The sequence below is a fragment of the Asticcacaulis sp. YBE204 genome, from assembly GCF_000495855.1.
GTDB lineage: Bacteria > Pseudomonadota > Alphaproteobacteria > Caulobacterales > Caulobacteraceae > Asticcacaulis.
Genome location: NZ_AWGF01000004.1, coordinates 507,215 through 524,576, shown reverse-complemented (window position 1 = coordinate 524,576; position 17,362 = coordinate 507,215). Strand labels below are relative to the sequence as shown.

At 60.4% G+C, this 17,362-nt stretch carries 20 protein-coding genes; 11 read left to right on the top strand and 9 right to left on the bottom strand.

From position 1 onward, the window contains the following. Window positions 1-4 precede the first annotated feature (4 nt). Window positions 5-142, bottom strand: coding sequence for a hypothetical protein (locus AEYBE204_RS40300; protein ID WP_023462121.1), 138 nt, complete (start codon window positions 140-142; stop codon window positions 5-7). A gap of 246 nt (window positions 143-388) precedes the next feature. Further along, window positions 389-763 carry a hypothetical protein gene (locus AEYBE204_RS29625; RefSeq protein WP_023462120.1) on the bottom strand — a complete coding sequence of 125 codons (375 nt, stop codon included), beginning with the start codon at window positions 761-763 and terminating at the stop codon, window positions 389-391. Window positions 764-880: 117 nt separating this feature from the next. Between AEYBE204_RS29625 and AEYBE204_RS29620 the strand changes: the two genes are divergently transcribed. Beyond that, on the top strand, window positions 881-1,210 hold the full coding sequence (locus tag AEYBE204_RS29620) for a helix-turn-helix transcriptional regulator (RefSeq protein ID WP_023462119.1): 330 nt from the start codon (window positions 881-883) through the stop codon (window positions 1,208-1,210). After that, on the top strand, window positions 1,207-1,653 hold the full coding sequence (locus AEYBE204_RS29615) for an SRPBCC domain-containing protein (RefSeq protein ID WP_023462118.1): 447 nt from the start codon (window positions 1,207-1,209) through the stop codon (window positions 1,651-1,653). The genes AEYBE204_RS29620 and AEYBE204_RS29615 overlap by 4 nt, the downstream gene beginning before the upstream one ends. A gap of 3 nt (window positions 1,654-1,656) precedes the next feature. Here the strand turns inward: AEYBE204_RS29615 and AEYBE204_RS29610 are convergent, their stop codons facing one another. Further along, window positions 1,657-1,896, bottom strand: a complete 240-nt coding sequence (locus AEYBE204_RS29610) for a hypothetical protein (RefSeq protein ID WP_023462117.1) — start codon at window positions 1,894-1,896, stop codon at window positions 1,657-1,659. 332 nt (window positions 1,897-2,228) lie between these two features. Here AEYBE204_RS29610 and AEYBE204_RS29605 point away from each other — a divergent pair, with 332 nt between their 5' ends. The 4 genes from AEYBE204_RS29605 (at window position 2,229) to AEYBE204_RS29590 (ending at window position 5,438) form a co-directional block, all read left to right on the top strand. Beyond that, window positions 2,229-2,585 carry a hypothetical protein gene (locus AEYBE204_RS29605; protein ID WP_023462116.1) on the top strand — a complete coding sequence of 119 codons (357 nt, stop codon included), beginning with the start codon at window positions 2,229-2,231 and terminating at the stop codon, window positions 2,583-2,585. 68 nt (window positions 2,586-2,653) lie between these two features. Continuing rightward, a complete protein-coding gene (locus AEYBE204_RS29600) occupies window positions 2,654-3,640 on the top strand; it encodes an SDR family oxidoreductase (RefSeq protein WP_023462115.1) in 987 nt (328 codons plus the stop codon). Between the two features lie 31 nt (window positions 3,641-3,671). Then, complete coding sequence (locus AEYBE204_RS29595) at window positions 3,672-4,196, top strand: helix-turn-helix domain-containing protein (RefSeq protein ID WP_023462114.1); 525 nt, start codon at window positions 3,672-3,674, stop codon at window positions 4,194-4,196. A gap of 54 nt (window positions 4,197-4,250) precedes the next feature. Continuing rightward, a complete protein-coding gene (locus AEYBE204_RS29590; RefSeq protein ID WP_023462113.1) occupies window positions 4,251-5,438 on the top strand; it encodes a CynX/NimT family MFS transporter in 1,188 nt (395 codons plus the stop codon). Here AEYBE204_RS29590 and AEYBE204_RS29585 read toward each other — a convergent pair. Next, window positions 5,405-6,154, bottom strand: a complete 750-nt coding sequence (locus AEYBE204_RS29585) for an endonuclease/exonuclease/phosphatase family protein (RefSeq protein WP_023462112.1) — start codon at window positions 6,152-6,154, stop codon at window positions 5,405-5,407. The genes AEYBE204_RS29590 and AEYBE204_RS29585 overlap by 34 nt on opposite strands. Then, window positions 6,154-7,170: a phosphatidylserine/phosphatidylglycerophosphate/cardiolipin synthase family protein gene (locus AEYBE204_RS29580; RefSeq protein WP_023462111.1), complete on the bottom strand. Its 1,017-nt coding sequence runs from the start codon at window positions 7,168-7,170 to the stop codon at window positions 6,154-6,156. The genes AEYBE204_RS29585 and AEYBE204_RS29580 overlap by 1 nt, the downstream gene beginning before the upstream one ends. Before the next feature lie 141 nt (window positions 7,171-7,311). On the opposite strand from AEYBE204_RS29580, the gene AEYBE204_RS29575 reads away from it, so the two are divergent. Further along, the gene (locus AEYBE204_RS29575; protein ID WP_023462110.1) at window positions 7,312-7,680 is read left to right on the top strand and encodes a hypothetical protein; all 369 of its coding nucleotides are present in this window, start codon (window positions 7,312-7,314) and stop codon (window positions 7,678-7,680) included. Window positions 7,681-7,682: 2 nt separating this feature from the next. Here the strand turns inward: AEYBE204_RS29575 and AEYBE204_RS29570 are convergent, their stop codons facing one another. Continuing rightward, window positions 7,683-8,465 (bottom strand): M12 family metallopeptidase, encoded by a 783-nt coding sequence (locus tag AEYBE204_RS29570; RefSeq protein WP_023462109.1) that lies wholly within the window; start codon window positions 8,463-8,465, stop codon window positions 7,683-7,685. 63 nt (window positions 8,466-8,528) lie between these two features. Between AEYBE204_RS29570 and AEYBE204_RS39485 the strand changes: the two genes are divergently transcribed. Next, window positions 8,529-9,044, top strand: a complete 516-nt coding sequence (locus AEYBE204_RS39485; RefSeq protein WP_023462108.1) for a hypothetical protein — start codon at window positions 8,529-8,531, stop codon at window positions 9,042-9,044. 210 nt (window positions 9,045-9,254) lie between these two features. Beyond that, window positions 9,255-11,066, top strand: a complete 1,812-nt coding sequence (locus AEYBE204_RS29560; protein ID WP_023462107.1) for a long-chain-acyl-CoA synthetase — start codon at window positions 9,255-9,257, stop codon at window positions 11,064-11,066. A gap of 48 nt (window positions 11,067-11,114) precedes the next feature. Here the strand turns inward: AEYBE204_RS29560 and AEYBE204_RS29555 are convergent, their stop codons facing one another. After that, window positions 11,115-11,411, bottom strand: a complete 297-nt coding sequence (locus tag AEYBE204_RS29555) for a hypothetical protein (RefSeq protein WP_023462106.1) — start codon at window positions 11,409-11,411, stop codon at window positions 11,115-11,117. Window positions 11,412-11,560: 149 nt separating this feature from the next. Between AEYBE204_RS29555 and AEYBE204_RS29550 the strand changes: the two genes are divergently transcribed. Beyond that, window positions 11,561-12,793, top strand: coding sequence for a tetratricopeptide repeat protein (locus AEYBE204_RS29550; RefSeq protein ID WP_023462105.1), 1,233 nt, complete (start codon window positions 11,561-11,563; stop codon window positions 12,791-12,793). 20 nt (window positions 12,794-12,813) lie between these two features. After that, window positions 12,814-13,173 carry a hypothetical protein gene (locus AEYBE204_RS29545; protein ID WP_023462104.1) on the top strand — a complete coding sequence of 120 codons (360 nt, stop codon included), beginning with the start codon at window positions 12,814-12,816 and terminating at the stop codon, window positions 13,171-13,173. A gap of 90 nt (window positions 13,174-13,263) precedes the next feature. Here AEYBE204_RS29545 and AEYBE204_RS29540 read toward each other — a convergent pair whose 3' ends face one another. After that, complete coding sequence (locus AEYBE204_RS29540; RefSeq protein WP_023462103.1) at window positions 13,264-15,783, bottom strand: TonB-dependent receptor; 2,520 nt, start codon at window positions 15,781-15,783, stop codon at window positions 13,264-13,266. A gap of 345 nt (window positions 15,784-16,128) precedes the next feature. Beyond that, the gene (gene nhaA, locus AEYBE204_RS29535) at window positions 16,129-17,307 is read right to left on the bottom strand and encodes a Na+/H+ antiporter NhaA (protein ID WP_023462102.1); all 1,179 of its coding nucleotides are present in this window, start codon (window positions 17,305-17,307) and stop codon (window positions 16,129-16,131) included. Between the last annotated feature and the right edge of the window lie 55 nt (window positions 17,308-17,362).

Sequence of the window (17,362 nt, the reverse complement as noted above, 5' to 3'; positions counted from 1 at the left end):
TCAATCAGTCGATCATTGCTGCGACGAGGCGGCGCAAGGCGCGCGGCGAAAAGCCGGGCATGGTAGCCTTGGGTTCGGCCTGACGCGCGGCCTTAGCGGTCAGGGTGCGCGCGTCGTGGTGCGCGGGATTGGCAGTTGCCATGATAAATACTCCTTTGCCGGCGGTTTTATCCGCACGGTCGTCATTTTGAATCGGTGAAACGCGCCGGACTTTCAACAGTGCGGCGATCGAACGGGGATAGTGAGAGAGGTTTCTCAGGCGCGCCGGGTCCCGCTTATGAGGTGCGGACAGACTTCTGGCGCGGCATATCGTCGTTTGACCTCACCCATATAGGGCAAGGCTCACCGAATTACAAGTTGCAATTGTTACCAACCGCCCCAACGGTCCTTATCCCCCACATTCTGCCCTGATACGCACCTCAAGTTTGGCGTGGGTTTCCTGCATCCGGCGCAGGCGTTGTTCGTCCAGTTCACCTGTCCCGCCCGCAGCCTTGTCATAACGGATCATATCGCGCAACGCCTTTTGAACTTCGACCATGCCGTCGCGCGCCCCGCGCCAGTGGGCGCAGGCATAGTCCATATTGCCCTCTTCCTTGTAAACGAGCGCCTTGGTCGCGGTTTCGCTCAGCCATGTCATCAGCCCGGCATACTGGGTTTCGATCTGCTCATAGTTACGCCGGGCACCGGCGGGATCGAGCTCGGCACGGGCCGACGGCGCGGTGACCATCGCAACGGTAAACAGGATAAGAGCAGCACGGCGCATGGCATCCCCGGCAAATGCACTACAAATACCATCGTTTTTCAAAACATGGCGTTACAAATCCTGTGAGGCTTTTCAATTAGAATTGACTAATAAATTAGCGAATGCTAATTTATTTACATGATCGAACTTGCCCCCATAGACACCGTCCTTCGCGCGCTCGCGGACCCCACACGCCGGGCCGTCTATGAACGCGTCATGTCGTCGGAGGAAATCACCGTCACCAGCCTGACCGAAGGCAGCGGCGTCACACAGGGCGCGGTGTCGCAACACCTCAAGGCGCTCAGACTGGCGGGTCTGGTCATCGAACGACCCGAAGGGCGACGGGTATGGTATCGCGCCGCACCCGAAGGCCTCAAGCCCCTGAGCGACTGGATGAGCCACTATGGTGCCTTCTGGACCGAGCGGTTCGGCAATCTTCGCGAACTTTTGAAGGATATGGATAGATGAGCGACTCGCAGAATATCGTCGTCGACGAAATTTTCCCCCACACCCCGGACGCGATCTGGAAAGCCCTCACCGACGGCGAACTGATGAAGCGCTGGCTGATGCCTGCCGAAGGCTTTGCAGCGACCGTGGGCAAGCGTTTTACCTTCAAGACCACGCCCGCCGGGCAATGGGACGGCACCATACATTGCGAAGTGCTTGAAGTCGTGCCTGCCGCCCGCTTCGTCTATAGCTGGCAAGGCGGACATGAGGATAATGTTGGTTACGGGTCGAAGCTGGATACACAGGTCACGTGGACACTAACGGCGGTCGATGGCGGCACACGCGTTCATCTCGTCCATTCGGGCTTTGTCGTTCCACGCAACGATGTAGCCTTCAAAAACATGGGCGACGGCTGGAAAAAGGTCGTGCAGCGCCTCGGCTCCGCGCTGGAGGATCAGGCCTGATTCTCAGACAGCGGTGTTTTTCGACACTTTCGGCTGGTTGGAATCGCTCTTGCCATAGCGGTCATTGCCGAGGCCCTTGCCGTGATCGGTATGCGGTGTGCGACGCTCGTCTTTCGCTTCGGTCTCATCACCATAGGGCTCACCCGGCTCGCCATTTTGCGGATGTTCGCGCTCGAAATGCTCGCGCACATCGCCGGTCTCGGACTTTTTGGTGTCAGGGGATTTGGGCGCGTTACTGGACATTGGAATTCCTGCTTTAAAATACAGAACGGCCCGGTCTGAGCCGGGGGAAACTCAGGCCGGGCCGCTGGTTTACACTCACCCTTCACGGGCCTCGTGTAATTCAAGTTCGCTTTTTCATACCCCTTCAATCTATGCTCAGCCTCGTCAAAAGGCTGTATCCGACACGATGCGTGCGGGTAAAAAAACGATCAGACAATGGCTTTAGAGACTCTTTAAGCGGACTATCGCGCCGCCCGCTGGCCCTCTTATCCACAGGTCAACCTTACGGAATTTGCAACTTTTTTCGTTTTGGCGGGTCTGATAATCTGACGCGGTTCAGAAGGGGTCTGTCCATGAAACTGTTTACATCCGTATGTCTTGCCGTCGCCCTTGGCAGTGCTGCCATAACGTCGGCCTATGCCGCCACACCGCTTGAAGAATCGCGCGCCATCGCCGCTGATCTCAAAGCCTCCATGACCGAAATGGGCGACGCGTCGAAGGCCGGCGATATGAAACGCGCCTGCGCCGCCTCGCGCCGTTCGGTCGATCTGCTCGACCAATATATGGTCAAATTCAAGCAGATCCGCGATTCCAATCCAAGTGCCGACGCCGACAAGCTAGCCGAAGCCGACCTGATCCACGCCAAGTTGTCCAATCAGCGCACCGAGCTCAACACCCTGAGCGGTGAAATCTGCGCTAAGGCAGGTTAGGCATCGATTTTTGACCGGCCGCGGCGGCATACCTCTCCTCATCGGGGGATTAACAGAGGATATGCCGCATGACTCCCGACGACTACCGTAAAGACTACGCCGCCGAGGCGGACCGCACCGCCGACCAGCACCGCGCCATTCAGGACGAGGTGCTGGAAGGCGAAAAGTCGGAGTCCGAATCCAGAAACGTGCCGCAAACCGGCGCGCGCGATTACCCGGCCCCGCCCTTCCCGCATCAGACGCTCGAAAAACCGGGACATGAGGCCGATCTCGACCTGCAACCGATGTACGACGCGCCCTATTACAAGGGCTCCGACAAGCTGAAGGACAAGGCCGCCATCATTACCGGCGGCGATTCCGGCATCGGGCGCGCGGTGGCCATCCTGTTCGCCCGCGAAGGCGCCGACGTCGCTATCGTCTATCTCAACGAACACGAAGACGCGGAGAAAACGAAAGCGCTGATCGAGGCCGAAGGCCGCAAGGCAATCCTGATCCCCGGCGATGTGACCGACCGCGCCTTTTGTTTCGATGCCGTCGAACAGACCGTGAAGGCCTTCGGCAAGCTGGATGTGCTGGTCAATAATGCCGCGTTTCAGATGCACGAAATGGACTTCGAGAAGCTGACGCCAGAGCATTTCGACCTGACGATCAAGACCAATCTGTACGGCTATTTCAACATGACGCAGGCGGCGCTGAAGCATATGAAAAAGGGCGCGGCCATCGTCAATTCGGGTTCGATCACCGGCATCGACGGCTCGAAATCCATCGTCGATTATTCAATGACCAAGGGTGGTATCCACGCCTTTACGCGCGCCCTGTCGGGGCAACTTCTGGCCAAGAGTATCCGCGTCAATGCGGTCGCCCCCGGTCCGGTGTGGACGCCGCTCAACCCCGCCGATAAGCCGGTCGAACAGGTCGAGCAATTCGGCAGCGACACCCCGATGAAGCGCGCCGCCCAGCCCGAAGAACTGGCCCCGGCCTATGTGTTTCTGGCGTCGAACCATTGCTCCAGCTATATCACGGGCGAAATCCTGCCGGTGATCGGCGGTTATTGACGCCCGGGACGGGCGCTGGCAAAATTGCCGCATGTCCCGTCCCACCTCCCCTCTGCGCCGTTTGCGTCTGCTGAAAGGCCTCAAGCAAAGCCATCTGGCCGAGCTGATGGGCGTGGCGCAGACGACCGTCTCGCGCTGGGAAAGCGGCGCGCTCGACCTACCCGACGATCAATGGCGTAAGGCGCAAAGCCTGCTGGCCGACTCGGCACAGGACGCCATCCTGAAACGACTCGTCGAATCCTCGACCCTCAGCCTGCACCTGATCGACGACCGGACACACGACCTGCTGGCGGTGTCGGCATCACGCGAAAACCGCTGGAACGCCGAACCGGGTGCCTTTATCGGCAAGACCCTGATCGGATTCGCCACGCCGGAAATCCTCGCTGCCGAAGCGTCCCTGCGCGAACTTGGCTGGTACGACGACCGCCTGACGCGGCTGGAGGTCGACACCGGCCCCAATCATAATCCCGTCGTGCCGATCATCCGAAGCCGCCTGATCTGGGAGCGCGTCCGCCTGTCCGATGGCCGCGCCGCGCGATTGGTCACTACCTTATAGGATACGCATATCTTATGCGTTGATCCGCACGACGTGACGCCCTATCGAACGCGCATGAACATTCCCGCGCCCCGCCTCGACACTATTTGGCGTCACATTATTCTGCTCTGGCTGATCGGCGTGCTGGCCGCCGCCGAACTCGGCAAGTTCGCGTCCCTGGCCCCGGTCATACGCGAAGACCTCGGCTTGTCGCTGGTGCAGGCCGGGTGGCTGGTCTCGCTGATCGAAACCGGTGGTGCGACGCTGGGCCTGATCGCCGGTTTACTGATCGGACGCTTGGGCAGCCGAAAAGCCCTGATCATCGGCGTGACGCTTTTGACCGTCGCGGGCATCGCCGAAGCCCTGTCATCATCGGTTATGCCCCTGTTCGCCGCGCGCATCGTCGAAAGCGCCGGTTATCTGCTCATCGTTATTGCCGCGCCGTCGCTGATCACCCACGTCGCCCGCCCGCAGGATCAGGCCCACGCCCTGACTCTGTGGAGCACCTTCGTCCCTGCCGGGTTCGCCATCGGCATGATCCTCAGCGGCATCGCGCTTACCTTAAGCCACTGGACCGGTGCCTTGTGGCTGTGGGCCGTGGTGGCGGTCATCGCCCTGATCGCCGCGTGGCGCTCGCCGCCGGTGGAGGTCAAAACCGACACCAAATTCAGCCTGCCGGTTCCGGCGGTGTGGCTCCTGTGCGGCGGGTTCGGGTTCTATACGACCCTGTTCGTCGGGCTGATCGCCATGTTCCCGGCGTTTCTGATCGCGCACGGCCTAACGCCGACGGCGGCGGCAACCGTGACCGGAATAGCCTCAGCCGCGACGCTCGGTGGGGCGTGGGTCGCCGGTCAGGCGCTCCATCGCGGCGAGCGCGCCCGCTGGATCGCGCTGGGCGTCGGACTACTGATCCCTGCCGCCTTGAGCCTGTTGATCTTTGCCGGAGGTCATCCCCTGTGGCTGGCGGTACTGATCGTCGCCCTGAATGCCGTGTCGGGCATTGCGTCGAGCATCGTTTTCGCCCGCCTGCCCAAGATGAGCGTGGTGTTCGACGCGGCTGCGGCCAATGGCGTCCTGACGCAGTTCGGTGCGGGCGGCTCGCTGATCGGCCCGCCTTTGCTGGCCTTTATCGCCGGGCATTGGGGCTGGAGCGCGGTCGGCATCGCGGTGGTCGTGGGTTCGTTCTGCGCGCTGGGCCTGATGGTTCTAGCCGAACGCACGGCAAAGCGTCAGGCTACCTCTTCGACCAGCAACGCCGCGTGATCCGAAAAGGGCTGCGGAATCACCTGCATCGCCAGCCGCCCCTCCAGCGACTTCGAACAGACGCACAGATCCAGCAAATGCCGCCAGCGGTGAAAGCTGAAAGTCGTCATATCCGTCGCATTGAGCAGCATCAGATCGCCGCCCTCCAGCAAGGGCGCCAATTCCTCCAAGCCATTGAAGGTGTTGAAATCGGCGAGGATCATCACCTCGCCGCCCGCCGCGTCGATCCATTCGCGCATCTGCTGGAACTGCTTTTCCCGCACCGGGCGTTGCAGCGAAAAGTGCGTGAAAAACAGGGTCAGCCCTTCGCGCAACACAATCCGATGCACCAGCCGCTTCGAGCCATCGCGGAAATAGAGGTAGTCGAACGCAAAAGGTTGTTTTGCGATAAAGGCATTGCTCTTGCCATGATGGAAGGGCAATCGCGTCAGATGGCTGTCGGGACCGTACTTCCCCTCGATATCATAGACCGTATAGTCCTGACACATCAGGGCCTGAACCTGATTGAAGCCGCCGGAATGAACCGAGCCTTGGTCCAGTTCGACCAGACAGGCGATATCCGGTGCTTCGCGGTCGATGATCTGGCGGAACTGCGCCAGCACGGCCTTTTGCGCTGCCGGGGACTGATAGACGTGACGGAAAGCCTTGGTCACGTGGTGGTAAAGGCTTCCGGAAATCCCGGTCGCATAACCCAGATTGGAAAACAGGATGCGCATCAGGCGATCTCCATCGCTTCCGCTGCCACCGTCTCACCCAGCAAAAGGCAATGCTGACGGTCGGTCTCGAAATGCGAGGCAAGTATTGCCACCACGCCCGGATCGCGCACGACCATATTGGCCTCGCGATTGAGGTGCAGGCTGAGGACGTCGAAATTGCAACTGCCGACCGTACCCCAGTCGCCGTCGATCACCGCGTATTTGGCGTGCAGGGTCGTGTTCTGATAGACCAGCACCTCGAAGCCCAGTTTCAGCCATTTGAATTTCAAGCGCTTCGTCATGAAATCGGCGGACCGTACATCGGTCCTGCCGGACAGCATAAGGTGGATCGACACGCCCCGGTCCTGCGCCGCCAGCAAGGCGTTACGCAGCCGTTTCGGCGGAAAGAAATAGGGCGTGGCGATGCGGATCGAATGACGCGCGCGCTCGACGGCTTGCAATAGCGACTCGTAGATTTGGCCGTAATGGTCTTCGGGGATTTGCACCGCATAGGAGCGCGGCCCGGCAAGGGCTTCCGGCGGCAAGTCGCGGTCGGGCTTGCCACGCGTCAGCCGCGTCCAAAGGCGCTCGAAATCGGCCTCGGCGGCCTTGGAGATGTCGGGGGTCAGGACCACCTGCGTGTCGCGCCAGCCGCGCATATACTCGGCCAGCCCCATACTGCCGAGAAGCGTCAGCCGCCCGTCGACGTGCAGGGTCTTGACGTGGGTGCGGGGGAACCACTTCCACGGCGTAAACACCTGCCAGAAGCGCAAACCGCCGTAAAAGATGACCTGCGCTCCGGCCTGACGCAGGGCGGTAATGGCGTCGGACCCGCGCAGGGTCCGGCTGCCGAAGGCGTCGAGGATGACCCGCACCCGGACGCCTTCGCGGGCCTTGCGGCCCAGGAGGTCGAGGAAATCGCGGCCCATCTCGTCGTCGCGCACGATATATTGCTCGAAGTCGATGGACATCTTCGCTTCGGCGGTGGCGCGCGTCAGATTGTACCACGCCTCTTCGGCGCTCAGATGGAACTGCATAACTCGCAGCCTAACACGGCCTGAAATAAAAATCGCATATGACTGTATGCGCCTCCGGACCACGCCGTTGCATTACAGGTTTTGTCAGTTGAACGGTCACACCTCAAGCCGCATAACGTCGTTTTCAACGAAAGATTCGCCATGAAAACCGCCGCGACGATTGCCCTTCTGACCCTTGGCCTGAGCACACCTCTCATGGCCGCCGAAAGTACGCTAAAGGCGCGCGAGGCCGAAGCCATCGCCCTGCACAAGAAGGATCAGGAACTGGCCTACAGGATCGAGGACGACTTCAAACGCGGCGACAAGGCGACGGCGTGTGCCGGCTTGAAGCAAAGCGTCGAACAGCGCCGCTGGATCGCCACGACGGTCGCCGGGACTCAGGCCGAACTGAAAAGCGGCAAGGCGTCGGCGGCTGACATCGCGGCCTTCCCGCAGATAGACGAAAATGTCGAAGCCACGGCGCTGAACCTCAAACACGTTGAACAGGACCTCGCCTCGAAGTGCAGTTAAGCTCATAGTGTATGGAACCGCCGCACCACGTCGGCGTCCAGCTTCGATATGACGCACTTCTGTCCCACCTTACGGCAGCGTTCGGCCAGCTTGCGAAACTGCGGCAGGCAGGTTTTGAGCGCTGTCTTGCCTTTGTCCGACAGCGTGAAGATTCGCGACCAGCGCGGGTCTTCGCGATGGCGCGGGGCCTGATTGGCGAGGTAGTGCATTAAGGAACACGGATCGTAGTCGGACGCATACCTGACCCGCCCGACAGCTGGAAAAGATAGACGGACATCGCGGCATACCGCCGTCCCCACGCCGCAGGTTTTCAGCAGATCGTTGAGAAAGGGCTCTATCGTCAGATAGGTATCGCGGTCGGGCCGCTGATGCTCGTGCATCAGGCCCAGCACGTGGCCGAACTCGTGCAGCACGCTGCCATAGGGGATGCCGCGCTCGATGGTCACCCGGTTATTGAGCGGCAGGTGCCCGATGGTCGCCGTGGTCGCGTCGCCGTCGCGGATCATCAGCGCATCCAGGCGGCCGCGCGGGTCATGCACAAACCGTACCCCCGATGCGCGGTGCCAGTCGTCCATCGCCTGACAGGCCAGCCGCGCCTGTGCCCCCTTGGGCCAGCGGTCCCAGCCGGTACAGTCCTGTCCCATTGCCCCGGCGCGGGCCAACAGAAGCGGCTCTATACGGTAAGGCACGACACCGTCTTTCCACGGTTGCGCCCAGTCCGGCACGGCAGCCGCCTGCACCAAACCGGCCCACAGCATCATGACCGCAAAAATAAGGTATTTCACGCCTTCCCCCTGCCCGAATTGCCGCCTACCTTACGCGCAATTATGACATTTCAAAGGTTCCCCATGCGCGCCCTTCTGACTGCTGCCCTCGTCCTCGTCGCTGCTCCGGCATTCGCGCAGAACGCCACGCCCAAGACCGAAAAGCCGGTGTGTCCGGCAACGCCCGCCATGACCGGAGAATTTGCCCACTGGACCCATGCCGGACCCGTGACCGCCACCGTCGATGCCAAGGGCGCGCCGCTGCTCAAGGTCGGTACGCCGCTCAAGGTCACGCTAATCGATTCGACGCGAGTGACATACAAGCGCGCCCGCGCCACACCGCCCACGACCCCGGTCTATTCCGGCACGCTGTCGCTCAAGGTGGAGACCGCCGGTCAGTACGGTATCGCCGCCGGGGCCGGGGTATGGATCGACGTCGAAAAGGACGGCAAGACCCTGCAATCGAACAAGCACGGCCACGGCCCGGACTGCTCCGGCGTGCGCAAGATCGTTGAATTCGCGCTGGAGCCGGGCAGCTATACGGTGCATCTGGTCGATAACAAGGAACCGACGATCACCGTGATGGCGGTTGCGCGCTAATCCTTCTTAAGCCTCCCTAGCTTGCTGGGGAGGCTTAAGGTTAAGGTATCCAAACACCTACAAACCTTTGCATTCCTTCCCTTGCGGTAAGGGAAAATACTTTCCGTTCACGTCAATTTTACACTGGCCAAAGTCTTAATCCGGGCTATGCTATCCTTCAAGGAAACGACACAGTTTCCATGAAGAAACAGGGTATTCCGGAGACGTCCCATGAACCTGATGGCCAGGGCCAAGCGCGAGTTCATTTTCCTGAAGCGGCTGCTGCGTCTGCTCAAGCGCGTCAAGACGGTCGACCCGGCCTCCTCCAATCTTGTTTGCGACGATTTCGAAGCCGTCGCCGACCGCTTTGCCGATCAGCCGGCCATCCTGTTCGAAGGCAAGACCCTGACCTATGCCGAGCTTGACGGTATGGCCAACCGCTTTGCGCACTGGGCGCGGGCGCGGGGGCTTAAGGCCGGGGATACGGTCGCGCTTCTGATGCCCAACCGCCCCGAATATATCGCCATCTGGCTGGGCCTGAACAAGCTGGGCGTCGTCACGGCCCTGATCAACAACTCCCTGACCGGTTCGGGCCTGGCCCACTGCATCAACATTTCGGGCGCCAGTCTGACGCTTGTCGACACGTCGACCCAGGGCGCTTTTACCGACATCGAAGCTACCCTTTCGCGCCATCAGGGCTTGTGGAGTCTCGACCTGCCCAAGGAAGAGGAAACCAATAGCCTTCATTCCCTCAGCCATGCCATAAAGGGCCAGAGCAGCGTCCGACCCGACAAGGTTCATCGCGCGCATCTCAAGGCGCACGACCCGGCCATGTATATCTATACGTCCGGCACGACGGGCCTGCCCAAGGCTGCCAAGATCACCAATGCCCGTGCGCAGCTCTATATGAAGGCCTTTGCCGGACTGACCCACATGAAGCCCGGCGAGCGCCTCTATAATACCCTGCCGCTGTATCATTCGACCGGCGGCCTGTGCGGTACGGGCGCGGCCCTGCTCAACGGCGCGTCGATGGTCATCAAGCGCCGCTTCTCGGCCTCGGCCTTCTGGCACGACGTGCGCACGCTCGATTGCACGCACATCGTCTATATCGGTGAGCTGTGCCGCTATCTGATCAATTCGCCGCCCTCCCCCGATCCGGCAGACGAAACCAAGCATAAGATCAAGATGGCCTTCGGCAACGGGATGCGGCCCGAAGTGTGGGATGAATTCAAAAAGCGCTTCAACGTGCCGATCATCGTCGAATTCTACGGCTCGACCGAAGGCAATGTGTCGCTGTTCAATCTCGACGGCCATTCCGGCGCTATTGGTCGCGCTCCGGCGTACCTGCGTAGTTCGTTCAATATCCGGCTGGTCAAGTTCGACATCGAATCCGAGCTGCCCGAACGCCGTGCCAATGGCCTGTGTATCGAATGCAAGCCGGGCGAGATCGGCGAAGCCATCGGCGCCATCGGCACCGATGCCCGCCATGCCTATACGGGCTATGCGGACAAGGCCGCATCGGAAAAGAAAATCCTGCACGACGTGTTCAAGCCCGGCGACGCCTGGTTCCGCACCGGCGACCTGATGAAGATGGACCGCGACGGCTATATCTATTTCGTCGACCGTATCGGCGACACCTTCCGCTTCAAGGGCGAAAACGTCTCGACCTCGGAAGTGTCGGAATGCTGCGCCCGCGCGCAGGGCGTCGATGAAGCCATCGTTTATGGTGTGCCCGTCCCGCACTACGACGGTAAGGCCGGGATGGTGTCGCTGATCGTCGACGACAGTTTCTCCATCGAAGCCTTCGGCCACCACGTCCACACCAATCTGCCGGTCTATGCGCGTCCGCGTTTCGTGCGCCTGCTCCAGCACGTCGAGACGACGGGGACGTTCAAATACAAGAAGATGGATCTGGTCATCGCCGGTTTCGATCCAGCCAAGACCGACGACCCGCTCTATGTGATGAAGATGGACGCCACGGATTACACGCCGATAACCGAGGCCTGTATGCAGCTTATCGAAAGCGGCCAGTACCGGATGTAAAAGAAAACCGCCTCTCATCGAAGAGGCGGTTTTTTGTTTGATCCCGGCTTAATCCCGGCGCAGCAGCAGCCCGACCACAAGGCCCGCCGCCGCCGCGATGGCCAGCGACGCGCCCGGATGACGGCGGATCTGACGACGGACGATCTTAGTCTTGTCCTGCGCCTCGTCACGGGCGTCTTCAAGCAGGTCTTGCAGGCGATCGATGCTGCCATTTATCTTTTCGCGCGTCGCGTCGGACACATGCAGCTTGTTTTCGAGGAATTCCAGAGCATCGGCCAGCGAACGGGTCTTCTTTTCCGTAACCTCGGCAGCGGTATCGATAGCGGCTTTTACATTGTCGGGCATGGGGACCTCCTGTGGGGACACGGCTTTAATATAGCGCCTGCCATATAAATTTTCACCCCTCTATCATTACAAATCAACCTTACAAGGTTTGTAAATTGCTGGTGACGTCAGCAGCGCGTACCCCTGAGCCACATTCAGGGAACGTCGTTATGAAATTTACAAAAGCGCTGGTGGCTGCTGCCTCGTTACTGGCCCTGATGCCGGTGACCGCCTATGCGGCGTGGGGCGCGGCGGACGACGAAGCCAACCGCCAGCGCATGATGAATTCCATGCGTCAGCAGCAGGCCGACAACGACCGCCGGTCGTTCGAGCGCCAGCAGCAGCAACAACAAAGCATGTATAACAAGAATCTGGAGCGCCCCTCCGGCGGCGGGTCGTCGTCTTCCGGCGGGTCGTCGTCGGGCGGCGCATTCAACTCCTATCAGCGCGAAGACCCCGTCGATACCGGCCCGCAAAGCGTCGTCAAATCCTACCGCTTCGTCATCTATGTCAAGGAAACCGAGGCCCAGACCATCGCCCGCCTCGAAAAAGAGGCCACCTCCGGGAATATGCTGTCGCAGTTCAATCTGGGGCGCATCTACTATACCGGCTATGCGACGACGCGCGACGACGCGAAGGCGCGCAAGTGGTTTGGGGCGGCGGCGAAACAGGGCCACATCCCGTCGGCGGCGCAGTACGGCATGATGAACATGAACGCTCAAGGCGGGCCTGCCGACCGCGCCGAAGGTATGAAATATCTGAAAATTGCTACCGACAAAGGCGATACCTACGCCATGTCGCTTTATGGCTTCTTCCTGCTTGACGAGCGTAAGTTCGAAGAGGGCCTGCGTATGCCGGAAGCCGTCGCCTTATTGACCAGGGCGGCCGACGGCGGCGAAGTCATCGCTCAGGCGGCGCTGGGGCGTTTCGTCTATTATCTTGGGGTCGGTGCGCCGCTGGATGCCGATCTGGCGGTCAAGTACCTGAAACTCGCCGCCGAGAACGGCGATCCCGGGTCGATGGACGATCTCGGCGAACTCTATATGGGCGGCTCGAACGGCCTCGTCAAACAGAACACCAAGGAAGGCCTGCGCCTGATCAAGGCCTCCGCTGACGGCGGCTTTGCCCGCGCGCAATATATCTACGGCCTGATGCTGTTGCAGGGAAAGCTGGTGCCGCTCGATGCGCCGACCGGGCTCAGCTACGTCAAAAAAGCCGCCGAAAACGGCCACGCCGACGGGCAGTACATCTATGCCGACTGCCTCTATTTCGGCACCGGCACGGCCAAGAACGTCGTGGAATCGGCCCGCTGGTACGGCAAGGCCGCCGCCCAGGGCCACAAGGAGTCGATCGAGATCATGAAGGAACCCGAAATGATCGAGGCCGCCAAAAAGCTATCCTAACTTTAACAAAGGAACGACCCATGAAACGACTTAGCACCATTGCTGTGGCTACCGCCCTGCTCGTCCTGCCCGCCGTGGCCTCTGCCGCCGACGGCTTTGTCACCTGTCAGGCCCATCAGGCCGACAAGAACCGCGTCCTCTACACCGTCGCCTTCCCCGCCAACAAGGCCGACACCGACGCCCTGTGGACCAAGTTCGTGGCCAAGCTGGCCGACAGCGGCTACACCAAGAGCATGTATTCGACCGAAGCCTCGCCGGTGACCGGCATCTGTAACTGGGAAAAGACGGCTGCTGAGGCCAATACCAAGACCGAGAACTTCAAGGCGGCGTTCGTCGCCAAGGGCGCCAATACGATGGGCGTTTCGGGCTTTCCGGAATAGGCGAATCATGTCCTGCAAAAAAAGCCCCGCTGTCGCCAGCGGGGCTTTTTCATTCTTATACCTCCCCATCAGAGATGGGGAGGTATGTTTCTAGTACTTCACCCGCAGGGTCACGCCGTAGGTACGCGGCTGGCCCATGAAGGCGTCGTAGGTATTGGTGTCCGTCGCGGCATTGTAGTAGGTACCCGGATTGGAACCGCCGGTCTGCACCGTGGTCGTGTTCGGGAAGCCCGTGCCTTGCAGCGGGGCATTGATGACGACCTGCTTATAGGTCTCATCCGTCAGGTTCTGCGCCCAGAACTCCAGCATCCACTTCTGGTTCGTCGCGCCGATACCGATACGACCGTTCACCAGCGTAAAGCTGTCCTGCATCTTGTACGGGATCAGGTCCGAACCGGTGTTGTATTCTGAGGAATACTTGGCCGACAGGTTGCCGCTGAGGCGCAGGTTGGATGCCACATTACCCGCCCAGGTCACCGCCAGCGTGCTGGTCCATTTCGGCGCGAACGACATCTGCGCACCCGGCAACAGCGACAATTGCGGGAAGCGCGCCGGGTTCGACAGGTCCGCCGCCGTGAACGTGCCGTACTTGGTGTCGGCATAGGCGACGCCGCCTTGGACCGACAGGCCGCGGATCGGTGTCGTCCAGTAGATGTCGGCATCGACGCCCTTGGACTTCAACTCCGGGATCGATTCGACCACGAAGGCCGTACCGAGGAAGGTGTTGAGCTGGAAGTCCTCATAGGCCTGATCGAAGGCGGTGATGTTGAACAGCAGCTTGTTGCTGAACAGCGAGGTCTTCAGACCGACTTCGTAAGAGTCGACCGTTTCCGGCTTGAAGTAGAGGTTGGTGTCGGGCGTGATGCCGGTCTGGGCGCGGTCGAGGTTGTAGCCGCCGCCCTTGTAGCCGCGGGCGAACGAGGCATAGGTCATGACGTTGTCATTGAAGCGGTAGGCACCTTTCAGCGTACCCGACCATTCCTTTTCCTCGACCGAATTGGCGACGGTACGGTTATTGAAGGCCGCATTGCCCCAGAAGGTACACATATTGCCGACCACTGTCGGGCGCGACGCCGCCGGAATGCCTGCCCACAGACCGACCGGCGTACCGCCCAGCACGCCTGAGCGCGCGATGGCCGAGGCACAACCGATGCCCGAATCCGAGTTGGAATAGGCCGCCGTCATCTCCTTCTTTTCCTGCGTATAGCGCAGACCGAGGGTGACTTCGAAGGCGTCGGTGAACTTGTAGCTGTTGTTGGTGAACAGGGCCAGCGAGCGCGATTGCTGGGTATAGAGGTCGCGCGCGCCTTCACCCGGCGTATAGGAGGTACCGACCGCACGGCCGGTCAGCAGCGACACCATCGGCAGCGAGGTCGATTGACCCAGCGCCTGCGCCAGCAGGATCGACAGATAGGTCTCATACTGCGTGCCGTAGACGTAGGAGTCCGTGCGGTGCAGGTCTTCGTCGGTGAAGAAGGCGCCGACCAGCCAGTTCAGCTTGTCATCGCCGCCGGCCAGACGCAGTTCCTGCGAGAAGGTATCGAACTGCGCGCGGAAGTCGCCATTGTCGCGGCGGTAGAGGATGTCGGCGCCGGAATAGTCGATGTCCTGACCATTGGTGTTCTTCCACTTGCGCACGCCGGTAACCGAAGTCAGGGTCGAATCAAGCCAGTCGAGTTTCAGATTGGCTTCGACCGAGATACCGCCGTCGGTGATCTGCTGCGTCGTGTCGCGGTTGGCGTAGGCCAGACGCTTTTCAGGGTCGGCGGTCGCGGCGACGCCGTTATTGGCGGTCAGGGTGTTGATGATGGCGCCGGTCGGGCCGGTGCGGGTCTGAACCGTGGCACAGCAATATTCGTCGCGCTTGGTATAGTCGGCGATAACGCGGATCTTGTGCGCGCCCGGCGTGAACAGCAATTGACCGCGGATGGTATAGAAGTCCTGCGTCGCGTCTTCCTTGAGCGTGCGCGGGCCGACGCCGGTATTGACGTCGTAATAGCCGCCGCGTTCGCGCTTGGCGACATAGAGACGACCGGCGACAAGGTCTTCGGCCAGAGGACCGGTGACCGAAGCGGATACGCCCTTGCCGTCATAGTTCGAGACGCTGAGTTCGCCATCGGCCATGAAGACGAACTTCGGCTCCTGGGTGATGATGTTGATCACGCCCGCCGAGGTGTTCTTGCCGAACAGGGTGCCTTGCGGACCTTTCAGGACTTCGATGCGGCCGATTTCGCCAAGGTCGCCGAAGCCGACGCCGTTGCGCGGACGATAGACGCCGTCGATGACCACGCCGACCGAGGATTCCATGCCGGGGTTGTCGCCGACCGTACCGACGCCGCGGATGCGGGCGGTGGTCAGGGTCTCGTTTTGCGTCGAGGTGACCGTCAGGCCGGGGGTCAGGACCTGCATGTCCTTGATGTCACGAACACCGGCGTCCTGAAGCAGCTTGGCCGACAAGGTGGTGACCACGATCGGCACGTCCTGCAGCGACTGCTCGCGCTTCTGGGCCGTGACGGTGATGGTGACCGGCTCGTCCTGAGCCTGAGCCTCCTGTGCGTAGGCCGGGGTCAGCAGGGTGAATCCGATCGCCATGCCGGAGCAGGTGGCCATCAGGGTTCTATTAAAAAACGATGTGGTTTTATGATTTTTAAGTGCGCGCATGCGTTTCCCCTAAGGTAACTTTGATGGCCTCAATACCCTACGTAAAGATTACGAAGGGTTAACGGACGATCTGTGTTCTCACCTGTTGTGCTTTAATTCTATTACGTAAGTCTGACCGGAGCCGATTACTTAAGGGCGATCATATGGCACATTCCTAGACAAAGACAATTTGAAAAACGTCTCGCAAATGCACATGAAAAATCGGCGAAGCCTTGTGAAAACAGGCTTACGCGGCGTTAGCAACGGCAAGGGCCAATTGGAAAAACCAAGGAAATATTGACGGTTACGCAAACGTCAACTTACGCGCCGCGACCGCGAAAGGACTATTGCGCCTGCACATCCCGAAAGTAACGATCCCGTAATTACGCCGAGCTTTATGGCATTTTGGGCACTTTCCGCATGGTCAGCAAAGGCCAATGCGCCCAAAAAGAGGCTCATGGTAAAGCCGATACCGCACAGGAGCGACACCCCGTAAAGCTGCGCGAATCCGCCTTCCGGCAGACGCGCCAGCCCGGTTTTGATGGCCAGCCACGCGATACCGAACACCCCCAGTTGTTTGCCCAGAAACAAGCCCAGCGCCACGCCGAGCATCTTCGGATCGAGCAGCGAGGCGAACGACATGCCTGCAAACGAGAAACCCGACGCCACGAAAGCGAAGAAGGGGACTATGCCATAGGCAACCGGGGTATGCAGGTCGTGCATGATCGACTTCAACAGGCTTTCCTCGCCCCGTGCCGGCGCGTCGAGCGTCACCATGAAGGCCGCCGCCACCGCCGATAGCGAGGTCGACAGTCCGGCCTTCAAACTCAAGGCCCAGATGGCGATGAACAGGATCGTATAGAGGCTTTTCAGACCGTGCGGATATTTGCGCAGGGCAAATTTCGCCAGTCCCATGACAGCGAGAAGGCCCAGAATCCACAGAAACAGCCCGAACTTGAATCCCGTCGAATAGAAGATACCGATCACCATGACCGCGCCGAGGTCATCGACAATGGCCAGCGTCAGAAGAAACACCCGCAGAGCGTCGGGCAGGCCCTTGCCCACCACCGCGAACACCGCCAGCGCAAAGGCGATATCGGTCGCCATCGGCACCGACCAGCCGCGCAGATCACCGCCCGGCAAGGCGCCATTGATCGCCACATAGACCAGCGCCGGGACCGCCATGCCGCCGATCGCCCCCAGCACCGGCAGGGCCAGTTTGCGCGGATTCGACAACTCACCCCGGAAAATTTCGTATTTGATTTCAAGCCCGACCACGAAGAAGAAGACGGCCATAAGGCCCTCCTTCGTCCATTTGAGGATCGACTTGTCTTCGGCCCAGCCGCCGACCATCACCGGCACATGATAGTTGATGAAGTCGAAATAGACCGCCGCCCACGGCGAATTGGCCCAGACGACGGCCATCAGCGCCGCCAGCCCCAGAATGAACCCGGTCCCGGCTTCGGTTTTCAGAAAATCGAGCGTGAACTTCATTGGTGCCTCCGGACGCAATTTGAATCGACAACTTATGCGAAGCGTAGCAAAGCCC

Coding starts and splice junctions, on each gene's coding strand:
- AEYBE204_RS40300 (WP_023462121.1), bottom strand. CDS start 142: ATGGCAACTGCCAATCCCGCGCACCACGACGCGCGCACCCTGACCGCT.
- AEYBE204_RS29625 (WP_023462120.1), bottom strand. CDS start 763: ATGCGCCGTGCTGCTCTTATCCTGTTTACCGTTGCGATGGTCACCGCG.
- AEYBE204_RS29620 (WP_023462119.1), top strand. CDS start 881: ATGATCGAACTTGCCCCCATAGACACCGTCCTTCGCGCGCTCGCGGAC.
- AEYBE204_RS29615 (WP_023462118.1), top strand. CDS start 1,207: ATGAGCGACTCGCAGAATATCGTCGTCGACGAAATTTTCCCCCACACC.
- AEYBE204_RS29610 (WP_023462117.1), bottom strand. CDS start 1,896: ATGTCCAGTAACGCGCCCAAATCCCCTGACACCAAAAAGTCCGAGACC.
- AEYBE204_RS29605 (WP_023462116.1), top strand. CDS start 2,229: ATGAAACTGTTTACATCCGTATGTCTTGCCGTCGCCCTTGGCAGTGCT.
- AEYBE204_RS29600 (WP_023462115.1), top strand. CDS start 2,654: ATGACTCCCGACGACTACCGTAAAGACTACGCCGCCGAGGCGGACCGC.
- AEYBE204_RS29595 (WP_023462114.1), top strand. CDS start 3,672: ATGTCCCGTCCCACCTCCCCTCTGCGCCGTTTGCGTCTGCTGAAAGGC.
- AEYBE204_RS29590 (WP_023462113.1), top strand. CDS start 4,251: ATGAACATTCCCGCGCCCCGCCTCGACACTATTTGGCGTCACATTATT.
- AEYBE204_RS29585 (WP_023462112.1), bottom strand. CDS start 6,154: ATGCGCATCCTGTTTTCCAATCTGGGTTATGCGACCGGGATTTCCGGA.
- AEYBE204_RS29580 (WP_023462111.1), bottom strand. CDS start 7,170: ATGCAGTTCCATCTGAGCGCCGAAGAGGCGTGGTACAATCTGACGCGC.
- AEYBE204_RS29575 (WP_023462110.1), top strand. CDS start 7,312: ATGAAAACCGCCGCGACGATTGCCCTTCTGACCCTTGGCCTGAGCACA.
- AEYBE204_RS39485 (WP_023462108.1), top strand. CDS start 8,529: ATGCGCGCCCTTCTGACTGCTGCCCTCGTCCTCGTCGCTGCTCCGGCA.
- AEYBE204_RS29560 (WP_023462107.1), top strand. CDS start 9,255: ATGAACCTGATGGCCAGGGCCAAGCGCGAGTTCATTTTCCTGAAGCGG.
- AEYBE204_RS29555 (WP_023462106.1), bottom strand. CDS start 11,411: ATGCCCGACAATGTAAAAGCCGCTATCGATACCGCTGCCGAGGTTACG.
- AEYBE204_RS29550 (WP_023462105.1), top strand. CDS start 11,561: ATGAAATTTACAAAAGCGCTGGTGGCTGCTGCCTCGTTACTGGCCCTG.
- AEYBE204_RS29545 (WP_023462104.1), top strand. CDS start 12,814: ATGAAACGACTTAGCACCATTGCTGTGGCTACCGCCCTGCTCGTCCTG.
- AEYBE204_RS29540 (WP_023462103.1), bottom strand. CDS start 15,783: ATGGCCACCTGCTCCGGCATGGCGATCGGATTCACCCTGCTGACCCCG.
- nhaA (WP_023462102.1), bottom strand. CDS start 17,307: ATGAAGTTCACGCTCGATTTTCTGAAAACCGAAGCCGGGACCGGGTTC.